We start from the raw sequence: 18,711 nt of genomic DNA on the forward strand, positions 1-18,711 counted from the left end.
ATTGAGCTAAATGCACTCAAATGACGCGCAGAAAACCCGAATTCTAAATGCGATACTTTTCTCCTGTGGCACCTCACCCCCCGCCCCTCTCCAAAAGAGAGGGGAGCCACGGCACAAGAGTTAGCTCAATTCCTAACAAAAAGCCCCGGCTCAATATTGGGCCGGGACTTTTTGTTGAATGGTTAACGACAGGCTCCCCTCTCTTTTGGAGAGGGGTGGGGGGTGAGGTTCTGCCGGGGATGAAGCCCCGCTACAATTTTATCTCCTTAGGCTCCCGCTCGCTTGTAATTACATCCACCAGCCCGTCTTCGCTCACCACCACGGCCAGGCAGGGGTAATCGGAGCTTTCCACGTAACGCAGGGCCGAGTTGTAGCGGGCCCCGCGGGTGCTGTCGCCGCGGCCCGAGGCGCGGCCGTCGAGGATGACGCCGATGGAGTAGCAGTAGCCTTCGGGGTCGAGCAGCACGGCGCCGTCGATGCTGGTGACCAAACGGGTGATGAGCGGCGTGAGCGGCACCGGCTCAATGAGCGTGCATTGCAGCTTGAGCCGGTCGGCTTCGGCCAGCGCCTCGGTGGTGATGACCAACAAGGTGCCGTGCTTCTGGCGGCTGGCTTCGAGCACCACGTCCCAGAGGCGCTCCACTTTGGGGGCGTCGGTAAGGCCGAAGGTGTGCTTGAGGGCGCGCCGGAAGCTGGTGCGGCTGAGGCGGGTGCGGGGCAGGCCGGGCAGGCCGTAGTGCGAGCGCAGCAGCACGTGGCCGGCGTGTTGCAGCTCCCAGGAATAATGCGTGACGAAATTGACGACGAACAAATCCTCACGTACGGCGTCGTACTGCCCAATCTGGCGGCCCAGGGCGTACACGTTGTCGCCGTCGGCGAGCAGGTGCACGTCGGGCGTGGTCATCTCCAGCAGCTTGCGCACGGCGCGGTAATCCGTTAGCTCGGTGGGGCAGGTGAGGGCGAAGATTTCCTCCACGTTGGGGTGGCCGCGGCGGGCCAGCAGCATCTTGCCCACGCCCTCGGCGCCCTCGTAGCGCAGGCTGCTGATGGTGTTGCAGGTAGCAAACAGCTTGGTGGTGGCCGGGTCGAGGCCCAGGGCCTGGGCGGGCGTGTCGAGCAGGGTTTTGCCGGCGCCGCGCAGCAGCTCCTCGCTTTCGCGGGGGCGAATGAAAATGCTGGCGCCCGGCTCGGCCTCGCTCAGCGCCTTCACGCCTTCCTCGTTGAAGCGGTACATGGCCGCTACCAGCAGCGAGGGGGCCAGCGGCCGGCCGTCGGTATAGAAGCGGTGGGGCCGCAGCGACGGATAGGCCCGCAGCGGCTTGCGCTGCAGGCGCAGCACCGTGACCACAAAGTGGCCGCGGATTTCAACCGGCCAGCCGGCAAAGTGCTGGTGGGTGGCGTGCTCGTCGAGGGCGTCGAGGGTTTCCTGTACTGCGTCGCGCACGCCCAGGCCCTCGTGCTTGCGCCGAATCATGGCCGGGGTTGCGTCGTCGCGCTCGGGGTAGGGGCGGGGCGTGGTGCGCTGGAAAACCCGGCCGCGAGCCACGGCATCGGCAAAGGGCGCGGCGGGCAGGCCGCAGTCTTCCGGCTCGAGGCAGCGGGCGGGCAGGGTGGGGTCGGTGGGCAGGGCCAGCAGCACCACCTGCGGCTTCAGGTCGTCGTCGAGGGCATCGAACAGGTCCTGCGCCAGGGCCTGCGCGGCTTTGTGGTAGCGCGTTTGGTGGGGCCAGAGCAGGGTGGGCGCGGGAGCGGGAGCGAGAGCGAGGGAAGACATAGGCGTCGGCGCAAAGCAGGCCTTTGCGTCAATGAACAAGAATACGGTGGGATTGTGCCCAGTGCCCGGTAAAAAGCAAGGCGCCGCCCCGCGCCCCGGCTACAATTGGAATAGAACCGGCAACACCATCTTTTGCTTTATCGGCTTGCCCTGATAAATGGCCGGCTCCCACTTCGGTGCGGCCTTGATGAGGCGCAATGCTTCGTCGTCGAGGCCGGAGCCCATTCGCTTTACCACGCGGGCATCGGTCAGGCTGCCATCGGTCTGCACCACAAACTCGACCATGACCTTGCCCTGAATTTTGCGCTGGCGGGCCAGCAGCGGGTATTTCTGGTTTTTCTCAATCCAGTCGAAAAAGGCCTGGTTGCCGCCCACGGGCTGCGTGGGCCGGTCGGGCGCCACCACGGCGGGGCGGTCGGGGTGGGCGGAGGCGGCAATGTCGGCGGCCGAGGTAGTGATGGGGCGCTCCTTGGCCGTGGTGCGCACCACTTCGCTGCCCGGCGACATCACAAACGAAACCGGCACCACCACGCGCTGCCGCACCACCTGGCTGCGCAGGTGCTTGGCGGGCGTCCATTTGGGGCCGCTTTTAATGAGGCGAATGGCTTCGGCGTCGAGCTCCGGCGACACCGGCGTTTCCACTTTTACGTCGTTTACGGTGCCGGTTTTCTCTACGATAAAGCTGACCTTCACCGTGCCCTGAATGCCTTTGAGCATGGCGTTGGTGGGGTATTTTTGGTGGGAGGCCAGAAACTGGGCGTAGCGCTCGGTGCCCCCGATGGGCACGGCGGGTTGGGCCACCGAGTCGTACACTTCCGAGGCCGACGGCTTGGGCGGCATCTTGCGCTTCTGGGCCTGGGCACTCATGCCAAAGCAGCAGAGGCAGCTAAACAGTAGGAGCAGCGGGGATTTCATGCGGGATAAGGAGCGGAGAGGAATTGGACAGGACAAGGACTGGATTTGCAAATAACGCTAACCAGAACGGAGCGCCCTAAAAACCTTGCCAGGACGCGCGGCCGGTATCGGGTGGGCTAACGTAATTTGAGGGCCTTTACTTTTACCGTCAGCCCCGTTTTTCTTATGAGTGAGCAGCAACCGTCCCGCGCCCCCGAGCCCGTCGGGGCGTATCCGTACACCCGCCGCGTGGGCAATTTGCTGTTTCTCTCGGGCGTGGGGCCGCGCCAGCGGGGCGAGCCCAACGTGCCCGGGGTGGAAGTGGATGAGGACGGCAACATTCTCAAGTACGACTTTGAGCGCCAGTGCCACGCCGTGTTTCAGAACGTGCGCTACATCCTGGAAGAAGCCGGCGCCGAGTGGGACGACCTGGTGGACGTGACCGTGTTCCTGACCAACATGCAGGACGACTTTCCGGTGTACAACCGCCTCTACGCCGAGTACTTCGCCACGGCCCAGCCCTGCCGCACCACGCTCGAAATCAACTGCCTGCCCACGCCCATTGCCATTGAGTTGAAATGCATCGCCGCGCTTAAGGACAAACAATAAGCAAGCAATACTGAACAGTTGGTAGGGAATGAAGGTAGAACGTCATGCTGAGCTTGTCGAAGCATCTCTGCCGCGCCAGTAATTCATTTTACAAGCGCAGTAGAGATGCTTCGACAAGCTCAGCATGACGTTTCTTATTCTTATTAGTCCCCATGTACGTTCGTAAAAATATTCGCTTCGGGGTGGTCTGGAGCCTGTCGTGGCGCAGCCTGCTTCTGTTCACTTTGTACGACTCGGCCATTTGCCTGCTGTACGAGTACGGGGGCGTGCGCTGGATTGACATTCCGTGGTCGCCGGTGGCCACGCTGGGCACGGCCGTGGCCTTCTACATCGGCTTCAAGAGCAACGGCAGCTATGACCGGTTCTGGGAGGGGCGGCAGCTGTGGGGCACCATCGTGAACGTGAGCCGCACCTGGTCCATTCGGGTATTTCATTTTGTGGAGCCCATGGCCGGCGACCGCCTGCCCGATTCCGAAGACGTACGCGACCTGCACCAGCGCCTGCTCTACCGCCAGATAGCCTGGGTAAACGCCCTGCGCCTGCACCTGCGCCGCGAAACCGTCGAACTCTGGGACGCCGAAGTGGCGCCCTTTCTCGACCCCGCCGAAGACGCCGACGTGCGCCGCATGAGCAACCCGCCCACCCACCTGCTGCGCCAGCAAAGCGACGAGCTGCGCCAGCTGCACCAGCGCGGGCTGCTCACCGAGTTCCGCCACGTGGCGATGATGGACACCATCCAGGACATGTTCAACGCCCAGGGCGGCTGCGAGCGCATCAAAAACACGCCGTTTCCGCGGCAGTACGCGTTTTTTAGCTTCGTCTTTGTGTGGGTGTTTGCCGCCGTGCTGCCGCTGGGCCTGGTGGCCGAGTTTGCCAAAATGGGCCCCGGCCACATCTGGCTCATGGTGCCCTTTGCCGTGCTGGTGTCGGGCGTGTTCAACACCATTGAGCTGGTGGGCCACACCAGCGAAAACCCCTTCGAAAACCAAATGAACGACGTGCCGATGACGGCCATTTGCCGCAGCATCGAAATCGACCTGCGCGAGCTGCTGGGCGAAACTGAATTGCCGCCCAAAACCGAGCCCGTGAAAGATGTGCTGTTCTAGTTAGCTCAACACGGAGCCGAAAGAACCTCAAACTCCCCTCCTTACCAAGGAGGGGACGCTGGCGCGACGCGCCAGCTGGGGTGGTTGGATCGTCGCACGATACCCGAACGACTCGCGCTATAATCGTTCGCCCACGTGCAACGAGTCAACCACCCCCGTTCTCGCCTTCGGCTCGAACATTCCCTCCTTGAAAATGAGGGGAGTTTTTTGTTCTGCTTGGCGGGAAGTGCTGGCAAAAAGTAAGCTCAACCAAACGCGGAGCAGGGAGCGGGCGTAAGCAGGAAATCCACATCCTGTTTCCCTTCCTATGCCCACAAAAATCCCCAATCCCGCGCGTACTTCTGGTGCTACTATTTCGTCGTGGTTTGGTACGGCACCTGCCCTGCCACCCTTTGAGCCACTGGCTGAGGATACGACCACGGATGTGGTAATAGTGGGGGGCGGAATCGCGGGCCTGACCACCGCGTATCTGCTCAGCAAGGAAGGGCACAAAGTGCTGCTGCTGGAAGACGGGGAGCTGGCCAGCGGGGAGTCGGGCCGCACTACCGCGCACCTCTCGTATGCCCTCGACGACCGGTACGCCACGCTCGAAAACCTCTTTGGCCGAGAAGGCGCCCAGCTGGCGGCCGAAAGCCACGCGTCGGCCATCGACAAGATTGAGCAGATTGTGCAGGCCGAACAAATCGACTGCGACTTTACCCGGCTCGACGGCTTCCTGTTCCTGCACGCCGACGGCACGCACCAGGAGCTGATGGAAGAGCGCGACGCCGCCCACCGCGCCGGGCTGCCGGCCGTAGAATGGCTGCCCAACGCCGGCACCACGGGCTTCGAGCCCGGGGAGTGCCTGCGCTGGCCGGGCCAGGGGCAGTTCCACATTCTCAAATACCTGGCGGGCCTCACCCAGGCCATTGTGCTGCAGGGCGGCCGCATCTGCACCCGCACCCACGTGAGCGAGGTGCACGGCGGCCCGCACGCCCACATCGTAACCGAAGACGGCACCGTGGCCCGGGCCAAACGGGCCATTGTGGTGGCCACCAACACACCCTTCAACGACCGCGTGGTGATGCACACCAAGCAGCACCCGTACCGTACCTACGTGGTGGGCGCCCGCGTGCCCAAGGGCTCGGTGACCAAGGCGCTGTACTGGGACATGGCCGACCCCTACCACTACGTGCGCCTGCAGGAAGTGTCCGCTGGGCCCCGCGGTGGCCAAACCGATTACGATCTGCTGATTGTGGGCGGCGAAGACCACAAAACCGGCCAGGCCGACGACCCGAGCGCCCACCTGCGCTGCCTGGAGGAATGGACGCGCGACCGGTTCCCGATGGTGAGGGACTTCGAATACCGCTGGTCGGGCCAGGTGATGGAGCCCACCGACGGCCTGGGCTACGCCGGCCGCAACCCGCTCGACGCCGACAATGTCTTCATCATCACCGGCGATTCGGGGCATGGCATGACGCACGGCACGCTCGGGCCCATGGTGGTGGCCGACCTGCTCGCCGGCCGCGACAACGCCTGGGCCAAGCTCTACGACCCCGGCCGCATCACCCTCAAGCGGGAAAGCGCCCAGGAATACCTCAAGGAAAACCTGAACGTGGCCATTGAGTACACCGACTTGCTCACGGGCGGCGACGTGAGCACCGTGGAGGAAATCCCCAACGGCTCGGGCGCGGTGATGCGGCGCGGCATCACCAAAGTGGCCGTGTACAAAGACGAAAAAGGTGCCGTGCACGAATGCTCGGCCATCTGCCCGCACCTACACTGCGTGGTGCATTGGAATGGCTTGGAAAAAAGCTGGGACTGCCCCTGCCACGGCTCGCGCTTCACGGCCCTGGGCGAGCTGCTGAGCGGCCCGGCCAATACCGGCCTGGCGCCCGCCTAAGCCCGCGCCATACCCAAAGGAAGAACCGGCCCGGCGCTGCCCGTGCTGCTGGCTTCGAGTGGGCTGAAAACGCCCCAAACCTTGTTTCCACATCATCATGCCAACCCGCAAAAAAACGAATCCCAACAGCGACTGTCCCAGGCCCCGGGGCACCCTCATCGCCATTGGCGGCCACGAGGAAAAAGACCCCAAGCCCGGCCAGGACGCCGAAGCCGAATACGCCCCGGATGTGATTCTACGCCGCTTTGTGCAAGAGTTGCACGGCAAGGGCCCCGTGGTGGTGGTGCCCGTGGCCTCGGAAGAGCCCGAGACTGCGGCCCAGGACTACGTCGAGGTTTTTGAGTCGTTGGGGGTGAAGCAGGTGGAGGTGTTTAATGCGAAGGAGCGCGCCGACGCCGAGAGCGAGGACGCGCTGAAGCTGCTCGATGAGGCCTCGGGCGTCATGTTCACGGGCGGCGACCAGCTCCGGCTCACGGCCCTGCTGGGCGGCACCTCTTGGCTGCGGCGCCTTAAGGAGCGGTACGCCTACGACGACATCGTGATAGCCGGCACCAGTGCCGGGGCCGCCGCCATGAGCACGCCCATGATTTACCAGGGCCGCGACAACCAGGGCATGCTCAAGGACGAAATCCACATCACCACGGGCCTGCAGCTGATGCACGACGTAGCCATCGACACGCACTTCGTGGCCCGCGGGCGCATCATCCGCATGGCCCAGATTATTGCCACCAACCCCGGCTGCATCGGCCTGGGGCTGGAGGAAGACACCGGCGTGGTGGTAACCCAGGGCCGGGAGGTGGAAATCATCGGCAGTGGCGTGGTGACGGTGGTGGAAGGCCAGGACGTGACGGCCACCAACATTCACCTCATCGAGCCGGGCGCCCCCTTCACCATTCGCGGCCTGCGGGTGCACATCCTCAGCAGCGGCGAGCGCTACACCTTGCCCACGCAGGAGAGCCTGCACCGCTAAGCTGCGGGCGCTTCCAAAAGCTATGGGGAAGAGCCGGCCCGCCGTAGCTTCGGGCATGAAAGACGCTTCGCGGCCGGCTTTATTCGCTGCAAGGGCCTGGCTGGGAATGGCGCTGGTGGTGCTGGCGAGCCTGGCCGGGTGCCGGGCCGGCGGGGAAGAAGCCCCGGCTCCTCAGCCGACTAGCATCAGTCCGCTGCCTGCCTTGGCAGCGCAGGATGTGGTGCTCTACGAAGTATTTATCGCCGATTTCAGTGCGGCCGGCACCCTCGATGGGATGCTGCCCCGGCTCGATTCGCTGAAGGCCCTGGGGGTGAACACGCTCTGGCTGATGCCCCTGCACCCCACCCACGGCTCGCCTTATGCCGTGGACGACTACGGGGCCGTGAACCGCGAATTTGGCGATATGGCGGCCTTCGACCGGCTGGTGGCGGCCGCCCACCAGCGCGGCCTGCGCGTGATGCTCGATTGGGTGGCCAACCACACTTCCTATTACCACCCCTGGATTCTGGCCCATCCGGACTGGTACACCCGTGACGCCACCGGCCAAATCGTGCACCCCGACCCGCAGTGGACCGACGTGGCCGACCTCAACTACCGCGAACCGGCCCTGCGCCAGGCTATGGTGGCGGCCATTAAATCTTGGGTGACCCAGCACGCCATCGACGGCTTCCGCTGCGATGCCGCCGACCTGGTGCCCGACGACTTCTGGCTGCCGGCCCTGAGCGAGCTGCGCCAGGCCAACCCCAACCTGTTTTTTTTGGCCGAAGGCCGCCGGACGGCCCACTACGCCTCGGGCTTCCAGCTCACGTTTGGCTGGGATTTCTACAGTGCCTTGCAAAACGTGGTCGTCCGCCGGGCCCCGGCCGCCAGCCTGGCCGCGGCCCACGCCCAGGAGATGCAAAGCGTGCCGGCCGGCGCCTATCGCCTGCGCTTCACCACCAACCACGACGAAGTGCAGGCCGCACCGCCAGCGGTTCGCTTTGGCAGCGAGGCAGCCGCCCGCGCCGCCTACGTAGCCACGCTGGCATTTGGGGCCGCCCCGCTGCTCTACAACGGCCAGGAAGCCGGCGACCCAGCCCAACTCAACAGCCCCACCCGCCAGCCCATTCGCTGGAGCTACGACCCCAGCGCCGGCCGGTTTTACCGCGAACTGCTGGCGGCCTACAACCACCTGCCGGCGCTGCGGGCCGGCCCCGCCGAGTACTTCGACCAAAGCCCTAATGCCGTGGTGGTGCGCCACCGGCTCAACGGCCAGGAAGTGGCCGTGCTCGTCAACCTGAGCAACGGTCCGGTCTCGGTGGCGCTGCCCACGGCCCTGCAGGGGGCCGCCTGGACGGATGCGCTCACGAAAATTGCCGTGCCCGGGGCATCGGTAGTGGCCCTGCCCGCGTATGGCTACCTGGTATGGCAGCGCTAAATACCACGCACCGCCGCCTGCCCCCGCCCGCCAATGAATAGGAACCTGAAGTTGCCTTCGATTCCGCTCCGCTTGTTTCTTTGCGCGGCATGAACACCCAAACGCGAAGCCTGCAGTATTTCTTTTTCGGGCAGAATTTCTCGGATGGCGTGCGCACCACGGTGGCCATTTTGCTGCCCGCTCTGCTACTGGCGCAATTGGGCCACTTCGACGCGGGCCTCACCGTCTCGACCGGGGCCGTGTGCGTGAGCGTGACCGACACGCCGGGCCCGCCCGGGCACCGGCGCAACGGCATGCTGGCGGCGCTGGCCCTGGTGGGCATCACGGCCCTGCTCACCGGCGTGGCGGCCACCAGCGTGTGGTTGCTGGGCCTGGAAGTGGCCGCGCTCAGCTTCCTGTTCACCATGTTCCTGATTTGGGGCAGCCGGGCGGCCGCGGTGGGCACGGCCGGGCTGCTCAACGTGGTGCTGCTGCTGGCGCACCCGCCCACGCTGGCCCAGCTGCTGCCCCACGCGGGGCTGCTGCTGGCGGGCGGGCTCTGGTATGCCGGGCTGGCGCTGCTGGTGCACCGGGTGCGGCCCTACCGGCCGGCCCAGCAGGCACTGGGCGAATGCATCCATGCCCTGGCGCGGTTTATGGAGCTGAAAGCGGACTTCTACAACCCCGAAACCGCCCTCGATGCCGACTACCGGCAGCTGGTGGCCCAGCAGGTGGTGGTGAATGAAAAGCAGGAAGCTGCGCGCGACTTCCTGTTCCGCACCCGTCAGATTGTAAACGAAACCACCAGCATCGGCCGCCGCCTGGTGCTCACCTTCGTGGAAACGGTGGATTTGTACGAGCGCATCACGGCCAGCTACTACGACTACGCTACCGTGCGCGCCGCCTTTGGCAACAGCGGTGTGCTGCCCCTGGTGGCCGCCCTCATTCGCGACATCGCCACCGAGCTCGACCAGCTCGGGGTAGCCATCCAGGCTAACCGCCCCGATGCGGGCCGCGCCCCCGACCTCAACGCCCAACTGGCCCAGCTGCAAGCCCACATCAGCGCCCTCGACGCCGACCCCAGCACCGGCGGCAGCACGCTGGTGCTCAAGAAAATCCTGGTCAATCTGCGTGATATCATTCGCCGGGTGGGCAACATCCGGCGCTACTTCGACGAAAGCCGGGCAACGGCCGCGCCCGTTCCCAGCCGCGCGGCCGAGCACGCCCGCTTCGTGGCCCATCAGGAAGTAGAGGTGCAGGCCCTGAGCCAGAACCTCACCCTCAAATCGGCGGTGTTCCGGCATGCCGTGCGCATGATGCTGGCCTGCATCGTGGCATTCGCGGTAGGTGAGGGGCTGTGGCACGGCCAGCACAACTACTGGATTCTGATGACGGTGACCATCATGCTCAAGCCCGGCTTCAGCCTGACGCGCCAGCGCAACACCGAGCGCATCATTGGCACGCTGGCCGGGGGCGCGCTGGGCAGTGCGGTGCTGTGGCTGGTGCACTGGCCTCCGGCACAGTTTGGCGTGCTGGTGGCGTTTATGGTGCTGGCCTACAGCTTTCAGCGCACCAAATACCTGCTCACGGTGGTGTTCCTCACAGCCTACCTGCTCATTCTGTTCAGCTTCCTAGGGTTGAGCTACATCGGGGTGGTCGAAGAGCGCATTGCTGATACGCTTATTGGCTGCGCCATTGCCTTCTTGGCCGGCTACTTCCTGTTTCCCAATTGGGAGTCGGAGCAGCTGACCGACTACATGGCCGCGGCGCTGCGCGCCAACCTGGACTACCTGCGCCAGCTGGCCAACCGCCTCGCCGGCCGCCCCCTGCCGCCCAACGAGTACCGCCTGCTGCGCAAGCAGGTGTACGTGACCGGCGCCAACCTGGCCGCGGCCTTCCAGCGCATGCTCACCGAGCCCAAGCGCAAGCAGCACCGCCCCATCGAAACCCACGAATTTGTGGTGCTGAACCACATTCTGTCGTCCAACATCGCTGCCCTCACCGCTACCCTGCGGGAGGCCGCGCCCGCCGTGCCGCCCTTCCCCGCCGAGAGCCGGCGGGCCCTCACCAGCGCTCTGGCCACGCTCCACAAAAGCCTCGCCCGGATAGCCCCCGCCACCACCGCTACCGCCGCCCCAGAGCTGGGCCGCGCCGAACCCGCCGTGCCTGTCGCCGCCGAGGATAAATCCCTGCTGGAGCAACTTACCTTCCTACAAAAAGTGAGCGGCGACATCGGCAAGGTGACCGAAGTGCTGGTAGGTAAATAATTAAGAATTAATAATGAGAAATGAAGAATTGGGGGCGTTGCGCTAATTCCTCATTCTTAATTCTTAATTCTTAATTATTCAGTAGGGTAGGCGCACCACTACGCGAGTGCCGGACCCCGGCGACTCAATGTTGACGGTGCCGCCCAGGTAGGCGGTGCGGGTGCGCACGCCGCGCAGCCCAATGCCAGTGATGGGGGCATCTTCGCCGCGCCCGAAGCCGCGGCCGTCGTCTTCCACGCACAGCTCCAGTACCTCGGGGTGGAGGCGCAGCTGCACCTCTACTTGCTGGGCTTGGGCGTGACGCACGGCGTTGTTTACTAGCTCGGCCACAATGCGGTAGGCGGCCGACTGCACGGCTTGGGGAAGCTGGTCTATGCCGGCATCGAAATGCGTGATTACCCGCGGGGTGCCGTTGAGGTTAAGAGCTTCGCAAAGCGACGCCACGGAACGGGTGAGGCGGTTGGTGCCGGGCTCGGCGGGCAGCAGGGCGTGGCTCAGTTGGCGCACCTGCTCGTAGAGCTGACCCAGTATTTCTTCCGTGAGCTGGCCGATGGAGCGGGCCTTGGGCGCGGCGGCCAGGGCCTCGCGCACGGCTTCGCTTTGCCAGGCCATGTGCAGCGCCGCCAAGTTGGGGCCCATGGCATCGTGCAGCTCGCGGGCCAGCTGCTCGCGCTCGGCGTCCTGGGCGGCTATTAGGCGGCGGCCCACCTCGTTGCGCTGCTGCAGCTCCTGGATGCGCAGCCGGGCATTTTGCCGCAGCGTATGGCGGAAGCGGCCCGTGAGCAGCGCGCTCAGCACCAGCAGCTCCACAAACAGGCCCCAGGCCAGCGTATTGGGGTAGACGGGGTTGTAGCTGGTCAGGCCCAGGTGGTTGAGCCAGAATACGGCGTAGCCCGTGAAAAAGAAGAAGTACGTGAGGGCGTAGTAAGCCGCCAGCCGCCGGCGGCGCCGGCCAATTAGCACCGTCAACAGCGTCACCCAGCCGTACCCAAACACAAGCAGCACGAGCAGCTCCCGCGCCCCGTTCAGCACTTCCACCAGGCCCAGGTTGTGCTTCACGGCCCAGGGGAATAGCACCGCGTATACCGCCACAAAGGCCACCGCCGAGCCGGCCAACCAGTTGCCGGCCCGGTACAGCCCGCGCCAGCCGCTGCGCAGCCGCAAAAACAGCTGCATGATGCGAATGCCCGCCGCACCCGCCAGCACAATAAAATTGTACTGCCCCACCGACCAGATGAGCCGGTACAGCCCCGCGGGCAGGAGCATGGCATCCAGCCCGTCTTCCATCATCAAAAACAGCGTGACGCACACCACGTAGGCCCCGTACCACAAGTGAATCCGGTCGCGCAGGAACGCGAAAAGCACCAGATTGAACAGGGCACTGCCCAGGTAAAAGCCCAGCAGCCACACCCAGTGCCGCTCAAACGGAAAGTGCATTTCCCAGCTCAGAAAGTGCTCGGCGGTTTCGATGTAGGTGGGCAGGTACACGCCGCCGGTGTGCACGTCGGCGCGCAGGTACAGCACCGCCGCCTCGCCGGGGTTCAGGGTAAAGGGAAAGCTGAGCGAGCGGGCCGGAAACAGGCGCTCGGTGGCGGGCACCCAGGAACTGGCCGCGCCCAGGCGGGTAAACGTGGTTTCGCCCTGCCGCCGGCAATAGAGCGCGGCGCTGTCGGTGAAATTGAAGATGCTCCACAGAAAGCGCAGGCGTTGGGGCTCGGTGTTGCGCACGGGCAGCCGCATCCACACCCGCCGGTGCATGATGCCCAAGTTCAGGGTCTTGTGCCAGGGGCCGGGCCGAAATTTGCCCGCCCGCCATTGGGCTTCGGCCTGCTCCGGGCTAGCCGGCACTCCAAACGGCTCGGTGTAGTAGCGGTACGCCTCCGAAATATGCACGCCCTTGGGGTCTTTCAGCAGTAGGGTGTCGCGGAGGCTGTGGGGTGCGTCGGCGGCCTGCACGGCCCCCGCACCCCACAGCCAGCACCCCAACATCAACACCGTGAAGAAGTGAACCCGCATAGGCAGTAGCGAATGGAACCAAGGTGCTCGGGCGGCAAATAACTAAAAAGTCATCATATTTTTAAATTTATATCCTTAGGTGGAACTGCGAGAGGCGGGCCGACGAATTCAGCTGCCCTACCTGTGACATACGCACAAAAAAACCAGCTCAGTTGGCTGAGCTGGTTTTTTATAAAAAAGGCGGATTAGTCAGTCGGAATAAATACTCAGCAGGACCGTGTTTTTTCAAGCCGACGAATTTCTTTACAGCCCGTGAGGGAGCTTAACGCCACGGCTAGCGCGTCAGCACCACCCGGCCGCTGGTCGATTTGTCGCCGGTGGTGAGCTTGTAGATGTAGGTGCCGGCGGCCAGCTGCGAGCCGTCGAACACCTGCGTGTGCGGGCCGGCTGCCTGAACTTCGCTACGCAGGGTCTTCACGCGCTGGCCCAGCAGGTTGAATACTTCCAGGCGCACGGCGCTCTCCTGCGGCAGGCTGTAGGTGAGCACGGTCTGGCTCTGGAAGGGGTTGGGGGCGGCGGATAGCGCCATTTCGGCTGGCTGCGGCGTGCTGCCCGGGGCTGCTGCCTGCGCGCTGTTGGAGGCGGCGGTGGGCATGTTCCACTGGTCGTGGGTGCGGGTCACCAGCACGGCAAACTCGGCCCGCTTCACCACTTGCAGGGGCTTGAAGGTGGCGTGCAGCACGGGCTGCAAGTCCGTTGGGCCCTGGCTGAGGGTGTAGTAGGCGTTCATGATGTTCATGTCCAGGGCCACCTGCACGTAGCCGGCCAGGCCGGCCGGAATCTGGGCGGCGTCTTCCACGGGGATGCGCTGGCCGTTCACCAGCACCGTTACCGGGGAGGTGGCTTTCTGGGCGGTGGTTTGCAGCCCCAGGCTCTGCACCAGCGAGTACGCCAGGCTGGCCCGTATCACCGAGGCATTGGGCGAGAACACGCCCGCCGATACCGGCAGCATGACGCCGTTTTTGCTCTGGTTGCGGTCGCGCAGCGCGGCACCTTGCGCCGTAACCGACTCGGCCAGCAGCCGGTCCTTGTTGTTCACGTCGCCGAAGGTAACGGAGCCGTCCAGCGGCAGGAACTGGCGCACGGCCTGGCCCATTACCAGGTAGTCGGCCAGCTGAATGCGGGTCAGGTCGCGGTCAGGAGCATAGCCCGAAGGCAAGCCATCAACCAGGCGCTTGCTCACGGCCAGCTTGATGGACGCTTCGGCCGGGTGGCCCACCACATCGTTTAGGCCTGTGGTGCCGGTGGCTTGGTTGAGCGCAATGTTGCCCTCTACCGTTTCCGGGAAAGCCGTGCCCTGCAGGCCGTCGAGGCGCACCGTCCAGGTGCCGGGCTCGGGTGATACCACCGCCACCGAGCGGCCGGGGCTGATGGCAAACAGCACCGAGATGCCCGAAGCGTAGCGTTTGCCCGAGGGCGAGAACACCACCAGGTTCACGGGGTTGCCGGTTTCGCCCAGCAGGCCCGTCACCTTGCAGCTCACTTCCAGCGACGAAGTGCCGCTGGGCACGGCAAAGGTGCGGGAGTTGGTGGCCGTAGTGGCGGGGTTGTAGTCAATGGTAAAGCTGCTGCGAACCGTGTTGGTGTTCACGCTGCTGTTAAAGGCGCGGGTAGCGTTGAGGAAAGCGCCGTAGCCGGGCGCGGCGCGGAAAGCGCGGTCCACGGCGGCGTAGGCATTCACCATGCCGTGGCCCACTTCCCACGACTCGCGGTTGGGCAGGTTGGTGGCGGTTTCTTCCAGAATGGCCTTCACCTGATAAGGCGTTAGGGCCGGGTTGGCGTCCAGCATCAGCGCCACGATGCCGGCCACGTGGGGCGCGGCCATCGACGTGCCGGTCAGGGTGGTGTAGTAGGGCAGGTAGGCCGGCGAAATGGTAGCGGCGTCCTGCTGGGTGCTGAGCACGCCCACCGGCGACACGGTCCGGGTCGAGACGATGTCGGTGCCGGGGGCCGTCACGGTGGGCTCGTCGCGCCACGTGAAGGTCTGGCCGTCGGTGGAGAAGGTACCGCCCACGCCCTTGCGGCCGCGCGACGACGACGGCGCCAGCACCCCGGCCTTATCGGCGTTGGCGACGGCAATTACCCAGGGCGCTTTCTTGTACTTGCCCGTGATAGTACCCGAGCCCGAGCCCGAGTTGCCAGCCGAAAATACGATGACGATGTTGCGGTCGGTGCAGCGCTTGGTGGCGATGGTGATGGGGTCGCGCGGGTCCACGTCGGTGGCGATGTCGCTGGTCGTACCAAACGAGTTGGTGATGACGCGGATGTTGTAGCGGAACTGGTTCACCAAGGCGTAGTCAAACGCCCCGATTACGTCGAGAATGAAAAGGCCGGCGCCGGTGCCGTAGCCCACTAGGTTGGCGCCCGGGGCCACGCCGGCATACAGGCCATTGGAGGCTGCGCCGGTTCCGGCCGCGATGCCGGCCACGTGGGTGCCGTGGCCGCCGGTCTGGTCGGTGTTGGGGATGTCTTCGAGGTAGGTGATGGGCAGCAGGTCGCTCTGGGCATGCAGGTTGGTGGTGCCCAGCACGTTCTGCTTCAGATTAGCGCCCAGCTTCAGGTCGGGGTGGGTGCCGTCGATGCCGCTGTCGTTCACAAGCAGGCCGATGCCGTTGCCGGCGATGGGCAGGCCGCCGTTGCGCTGCGTAAAGCTGGCTTCGCCGCGCACCCGCTGTACCCCCGTGAGGGCGGTAGCGCCGTCGTTGTCCAGCGAGAGCGAACGGTTGAGGTACAGCGACTCCACGCTGGGGTCGGCGGCCAGCTGCGCAATCTGCGTCTCCGTGGCCAATACTCCGGCTATTGGCAGCTCCCGCAGCGTCCGGCCTTGTACGATGCCCAGGCCGCGCAGTGTTTGCAGCGCAGCGGCCGAAGGTGCCCCCGTGCCCTTGAAAGTTACAATAACCTGATAAATCCCCACGCCGCTGGCCACGGCAGATTGCAATTCGGGGTCCACAAGGGCCTGCGCCAATACGGATATGGTGCTGCTTGCAAAGAACAGCGCCAGAAGTAGTATTTTCTTCATGCGTAAGGAAATGAGGGTTATGAAAGTGATGGGTTAATTCTTTGCATACGAAGTAGAATCGCGCGTGGTTTTAGCATGCAGCACAGCAATTTACGTTGAGCAAACCAGTTCTGCTGCGTCAGCATCACTACTCTTGAACTTATGAAGAGTGCGATATAATTTGTAACTTATTGAGAGAGATGAATTTTGCATGAAGTTACTCTATCGCGGATAGTCTGGGGCTGTTTTTCTCATGAAAAAAACACCGAAAAATTATGGTCGGTTGAATTAGAAAGTTTATAGACGTTCTTATAAAAATATGAAAATAAAACGCCCGCTCTGCATACAGAGCGGGCGTCCGTTGATTGCACCGTCGGTTACCTGGCCGCTTTCCCACTTTCGGGTTTGAGGGTGCGGCCCAGCCAGTCGAAAAACACCCGCTGCCAGAGCACCGAGTTCTGAGGCTTGAGCACCCAGTGGCCCTCGTTGGGCAGGTACAGAAAGCGGCTCGGGATGCCCCGCAGCTGCGCCGTGCCGAAGGCTTCCATGGCCTGACCCTCGGGCACCCGGAAGTCCTTGCCGCCCTGAATGACCAGAATGGGCGTGTCCCAGTTTTTGGCGAACAGCTGGGGGTTGAATTCCTGGTAGGATTTGGGCGTGGGCACGTCCCAGGGGGCGCCGCCCATGTCGTGCTTGGCAAAAAACATTTCCTCGGTGCTAGGGTACCAGCTGGTGAGGTTGTAGAGGCCGTCGTGGGCAATGAAGGTCTTGAAGCGGCCCTCGTGGTGACCGGCCATGTAGTACACCGCAAAGCCGCCGTAGCTGGCCCCCACGCAGCCGCGCCGGTCCTTGTCGACAAACGGCTCCTTGCTGATGGCATCGATGGCCGAGAAGTAGTCCCGAATGGCTTGGCCGCCCCAGTCGCCCGAAATGGCGTCGTTCCACTCGCGCCCGAAGCCGGGCAGGCCGCGCCGGTTAGGCGCCACCACGATGTAGCCGTTGGCGGCCATCAGCTGGAAATTCCAGCGGTAGCTCTGGCTCTGGGTGATGGGACTTTGCGGGCCGCCCTGGCAGTAGAGCAGGGTGGGGTACTTCTTGCTGGGGTCGAAATCGGGCGGGTAAATGACGTACACCTGCATCTGCTTGCCGTCGGTGGTGGTCACGCGGCGGTCTTCCACCTTGCCCAATTTGATGCCGGCTAGTTCCTGCTGGTTGATGGTGGTGAGCGGGGTTTCCTTGCCGGTTTTCAGGTCGAGCCGCACGAGGTCGGCGAAGGCTGAGAGGGTGGTGCGGTTGGCCACGGCCCGGTCCTTGCCCACCAGCTCGAAGGTGTTGTAGTTCTGCGGCCCACTGGTAATCTGGCGGATTTTGCCGCCCTTGCTCGGTATCGAAAACAGCTGCTCGGTGCCCGTCACCACAGCCACGAAGTAGAGGGTTTTGCCGTCGGCACTCCAGCGCACGTTGGCCGCGCTCAACTCCGAGCCTTTGGTGATGTCAACCCGCTTCTTGCTGGCAAAATCATAGACCACAATGCCGTTGCGGTCGCTTTCGAAGCCGGGCGTGGCCATGCTCAGCCAAGCCACCTGGCGGCCGTCGGGCGAGAAATTAGGCTCGGTGTCGTAGCCGCCCAAGCCCTCGCTCAGGTTCACGGTTTTGCCGTCGTGGATGTCGTAGAGGTAAATATCCGAGTTGGTGCTTTCGGCTTCGGCCTTGCCCGTGAGCTTGCGGCTGGTGTAGGCCAGGCGGTAGCCGTCGGACGCGAAGGCCAGCTGCTCGGCGCCGCCGTCGGGCATCAGCGGCGAGTCGAACTTCTCGCCGGCCATCACGTCCTTGCCGTAGCCGGTGGGCTTGCCGTCGGGGCCCAGCGGCTGGAAAAACACGTGGCTGGCCAGGTGGTCGTCCCACACGTTCCAGTGGCGGTAGTTCAGGTCGTCGATGATTTTGGCGTCGGCCTTAGGCAGGTCCGGGAACAGGTCCAGCGTAGTGGGGCCCGATTTTACGTCCTGAGTGTAGAGGATGAAATTCGCCTTGGACGCATACTTGAGGTTGCCGAGGCCTTGCTCCGGAAACTCGCTGAGCTTGGCTTTGCCCGAGCCGTCGGCGTTTATCACGTAGAGCTGGTCGGTGCCGCTTTCGCCGGAGAGGTAGGTCAGCTTGCCGTCGGGGCGCCAGTTCAGGGTGCTTTCCGAGCCGGGCGTGTCGGTGAGCTTTTGGGCTGGCCCGCCGGCCACGGGCACGGTGTAGATGTCGGCGTTGCCCTTGTTCTCGGCCAGGTTGTACTTGGTCACGGTGTAGGCCACGGTCTTGCCATCGGGCGAGACGTGCATCTCGCCCAGCCGGCCCAGCTGCCAGAGTTTTTCGGGGGTCAGTACGGTGGGATTTTTAGGAGTGAGCCACCAGCGGCAGCAAGGCCAAGGCAGCGGAGACGAGCTTGTTCATGCCCGAAAATTAAGCCGCGCCGCGGAATGAACATTGACCCGCATTTCCGCGCCTCCTGTAACGCTGAGCGCCGCGAAGCATCTTTACCTCAGTACTAATCCAATCGCCTGTTTAATCGGCTGTCATGCTGACGAAGGAAGCATCTTATCACCTTAGAACGAGTCGTGCTGACCTGATAAGATGCTTCCTTCGTCAGCATGACAAATGGCGCGAGCGAGATGCTTCGCTGCGCTCTGCATGACAGACGCGAGCTCAGCATGACGTTCTATCATTACCGCAGTGGCCAACAAAAAGCCTCGTCAATTCAATTGACGAGGCTTCTCCTTTTGAAATAGATTAGCTCAACTGGCTGGTGCT

Annotated in this window: 11 protein-coding genes; 6 read left to right on the plus strand and 5 right to left on the minus strand. The window is 63.8% G+C overall.

What is annotated here, in order from left to right; all coding sequences use genetic code 11:
- Positions 1-250: 250 nt before the first annotated feature.
- Together AUC43_RS08330 and AUC43_RS08335 are read right to left on the minus strand one after the other, a co-directional pair.
- Positions 251-1,774 carry a DNA integrity scanning protein DisA nucleotide-binding domain protein gene (locus AUC43_RS08330; RefSeq protein WP_068191836.1) on the minus strand — a complete coding sequence of 508 codons (1,524 nt, stop codon included), beginning with the start codon at positions 1,772-1,774 and terminating at the stop codon, positions 251-253.
- 99 nt (positions 1,775-1,873) lie between these two features.
- The gene (locus tag AUC43_RS08335) at positions 1,874-2,689 is read right to left on the minus strand and encodes an energy transducer TonB (protein WP_068191837.1); all 816 of its coding nucleotides are present in this window, start codon (positions 2,687-2,689) and stop codon (positions 1,874-1,876) included.
- Between the two features lie 165 nt (positions 2,690-2,854).
- Here AUC43_RS08335 and AUC43_RS08340 point away from each other — a divergent pair, with 165 nt between their 5' ends.
- The 6 genes from AUC43_RS08340 (at position 2,855) to AUC43_RS08365 (ending at position 10,898) form a co-directional block, all read left to right on the plus strand.
- Positions 2,855-3,277, plus strand: a complete 423-nt coding sequence (locus AUC43_RS08340) for a RidA family protein (RefSeq protein WP_068191838.1) — start codon at positions 2,855-2,857, stop codon at positions 3,275-3,277.
- Positions 3,278-3,429: 152 nt separating this feature from the next.
- The gene (locus AUC43_RS08345) at positions 3,430-4,383 is read left to right on the plus strand and encodes a bestrophin family protein (protein WP_068191839.1); all 954 of its coding nucleotides are present in this window, start codon (positions 3,430-3,432) and stop codon (positions 4,381-4,383) included.
- A gap of 307 nt (positions 4,384-4,690) precedes the next feature.
- A complete protein-coding gene (locus AUC43_RS08350; protein ID WP_068191841.1) occupies positions 4,691-6,265 on the plus strand; it encodes an FAD-dependent oxidoreductase in 1,575 nt (524 codons plus the stop codon).
- Between the two features lie 97 nt (positions 6,266-6,362).
- Positions 6,363-7,235 carry a cyanophycinase gene (locus tag AUC43_RS08355; RefSeq protein ID WP_068191843.1) on the plus strand — a complete coding sequence of 291 codons (873 nt, stop codon included), beginning with the start codon at positions 6,363-6,365 and terminating at the stop codon, positions 7,233-7,235.
- A 55-nt stretch (positions 7,236-7,290) separates the two neighbouring features.
- The gene (locus AUC43_RS08360) at positions 7,291-8,652 is read left to right on the plus strand and encodes an alpha-amylase family glycosyl hydrolase (RefSeq protein ID WP_199243519.1); all 1,362 of its coding nucleotides are present in this window, start codon (positions 7,291-7,293) and stop codon (positions 8,650-8,652) included.
- A gap of 89 nt (positions 8,653-8,741) precedes the next feature.
- Positions 8,742-10,898, plus strand: a complete 2,157-nt coding sequence (locus AUC43_RS08365) for an FUSC family membrane protein (protein WP_068191847.1) — start codon at positions 8,742-8,744, stop codon at positions 10,896-10,898.
- A gap of 78 nt (positions 10,899-10,976) precedes the next feature.
- Here AUC43_RS08365 and AUC43_RS08370 read toward each other — a convergent pair whose 3' ends face one another.
- The 3 genes from AUC43_RS08370 to AUC43_RS08380 form a co-directional block, all read right to left on the minus strand.
- Positions 10,977-12,914: a sensor histidine kinase gene (locus AUC43_RS08370; RefSeq protein ID WP_068191849.1), complete on the minus strand. Its 1,938-nt coding sequence runs from the start codon at positions 12,912-12,914 to the stop codon at positions 10,977-10,979.
- Between the two features lie 274 nt (positions 12,915-13,188).
- Complete coding sequence (locus tag AUC43_RS08375) at positions 13,189-15,936, minus strand: S8 family peptidase (protein ID WP_068191852.1); 2,748 nt, start codon at positions 15,934-15,936, stop codon at positions 13,189-13,191.
- Positions 15,937-16,292: 356 nt separating this feature from the next.
- Positions 16,293-18,242 carry a S9 family peptidase gene (locus AUC43_RS08380; protein WP_068191854.1) on the minus strand — a complete coding sequence of 650 codons (1,950 nt, stop codon included), beginning with the start codon at positions 18,240-18,242 and terminating at the stop codon, positions 16,293-16,295.
- Positions 18,243-18,711 lie beyond the last annotated feature (469 nt).

Origin of the sequence: Hymenobacter sedentarius, assembly GCF_001507645.1 — a bacterium.
Lineage (GTDB): Bacteria > Bacteroidota > Bacteroidia > Cytophagales > Hymenobacteraceae > Hymenobacter > Hymenobacter sedentarius.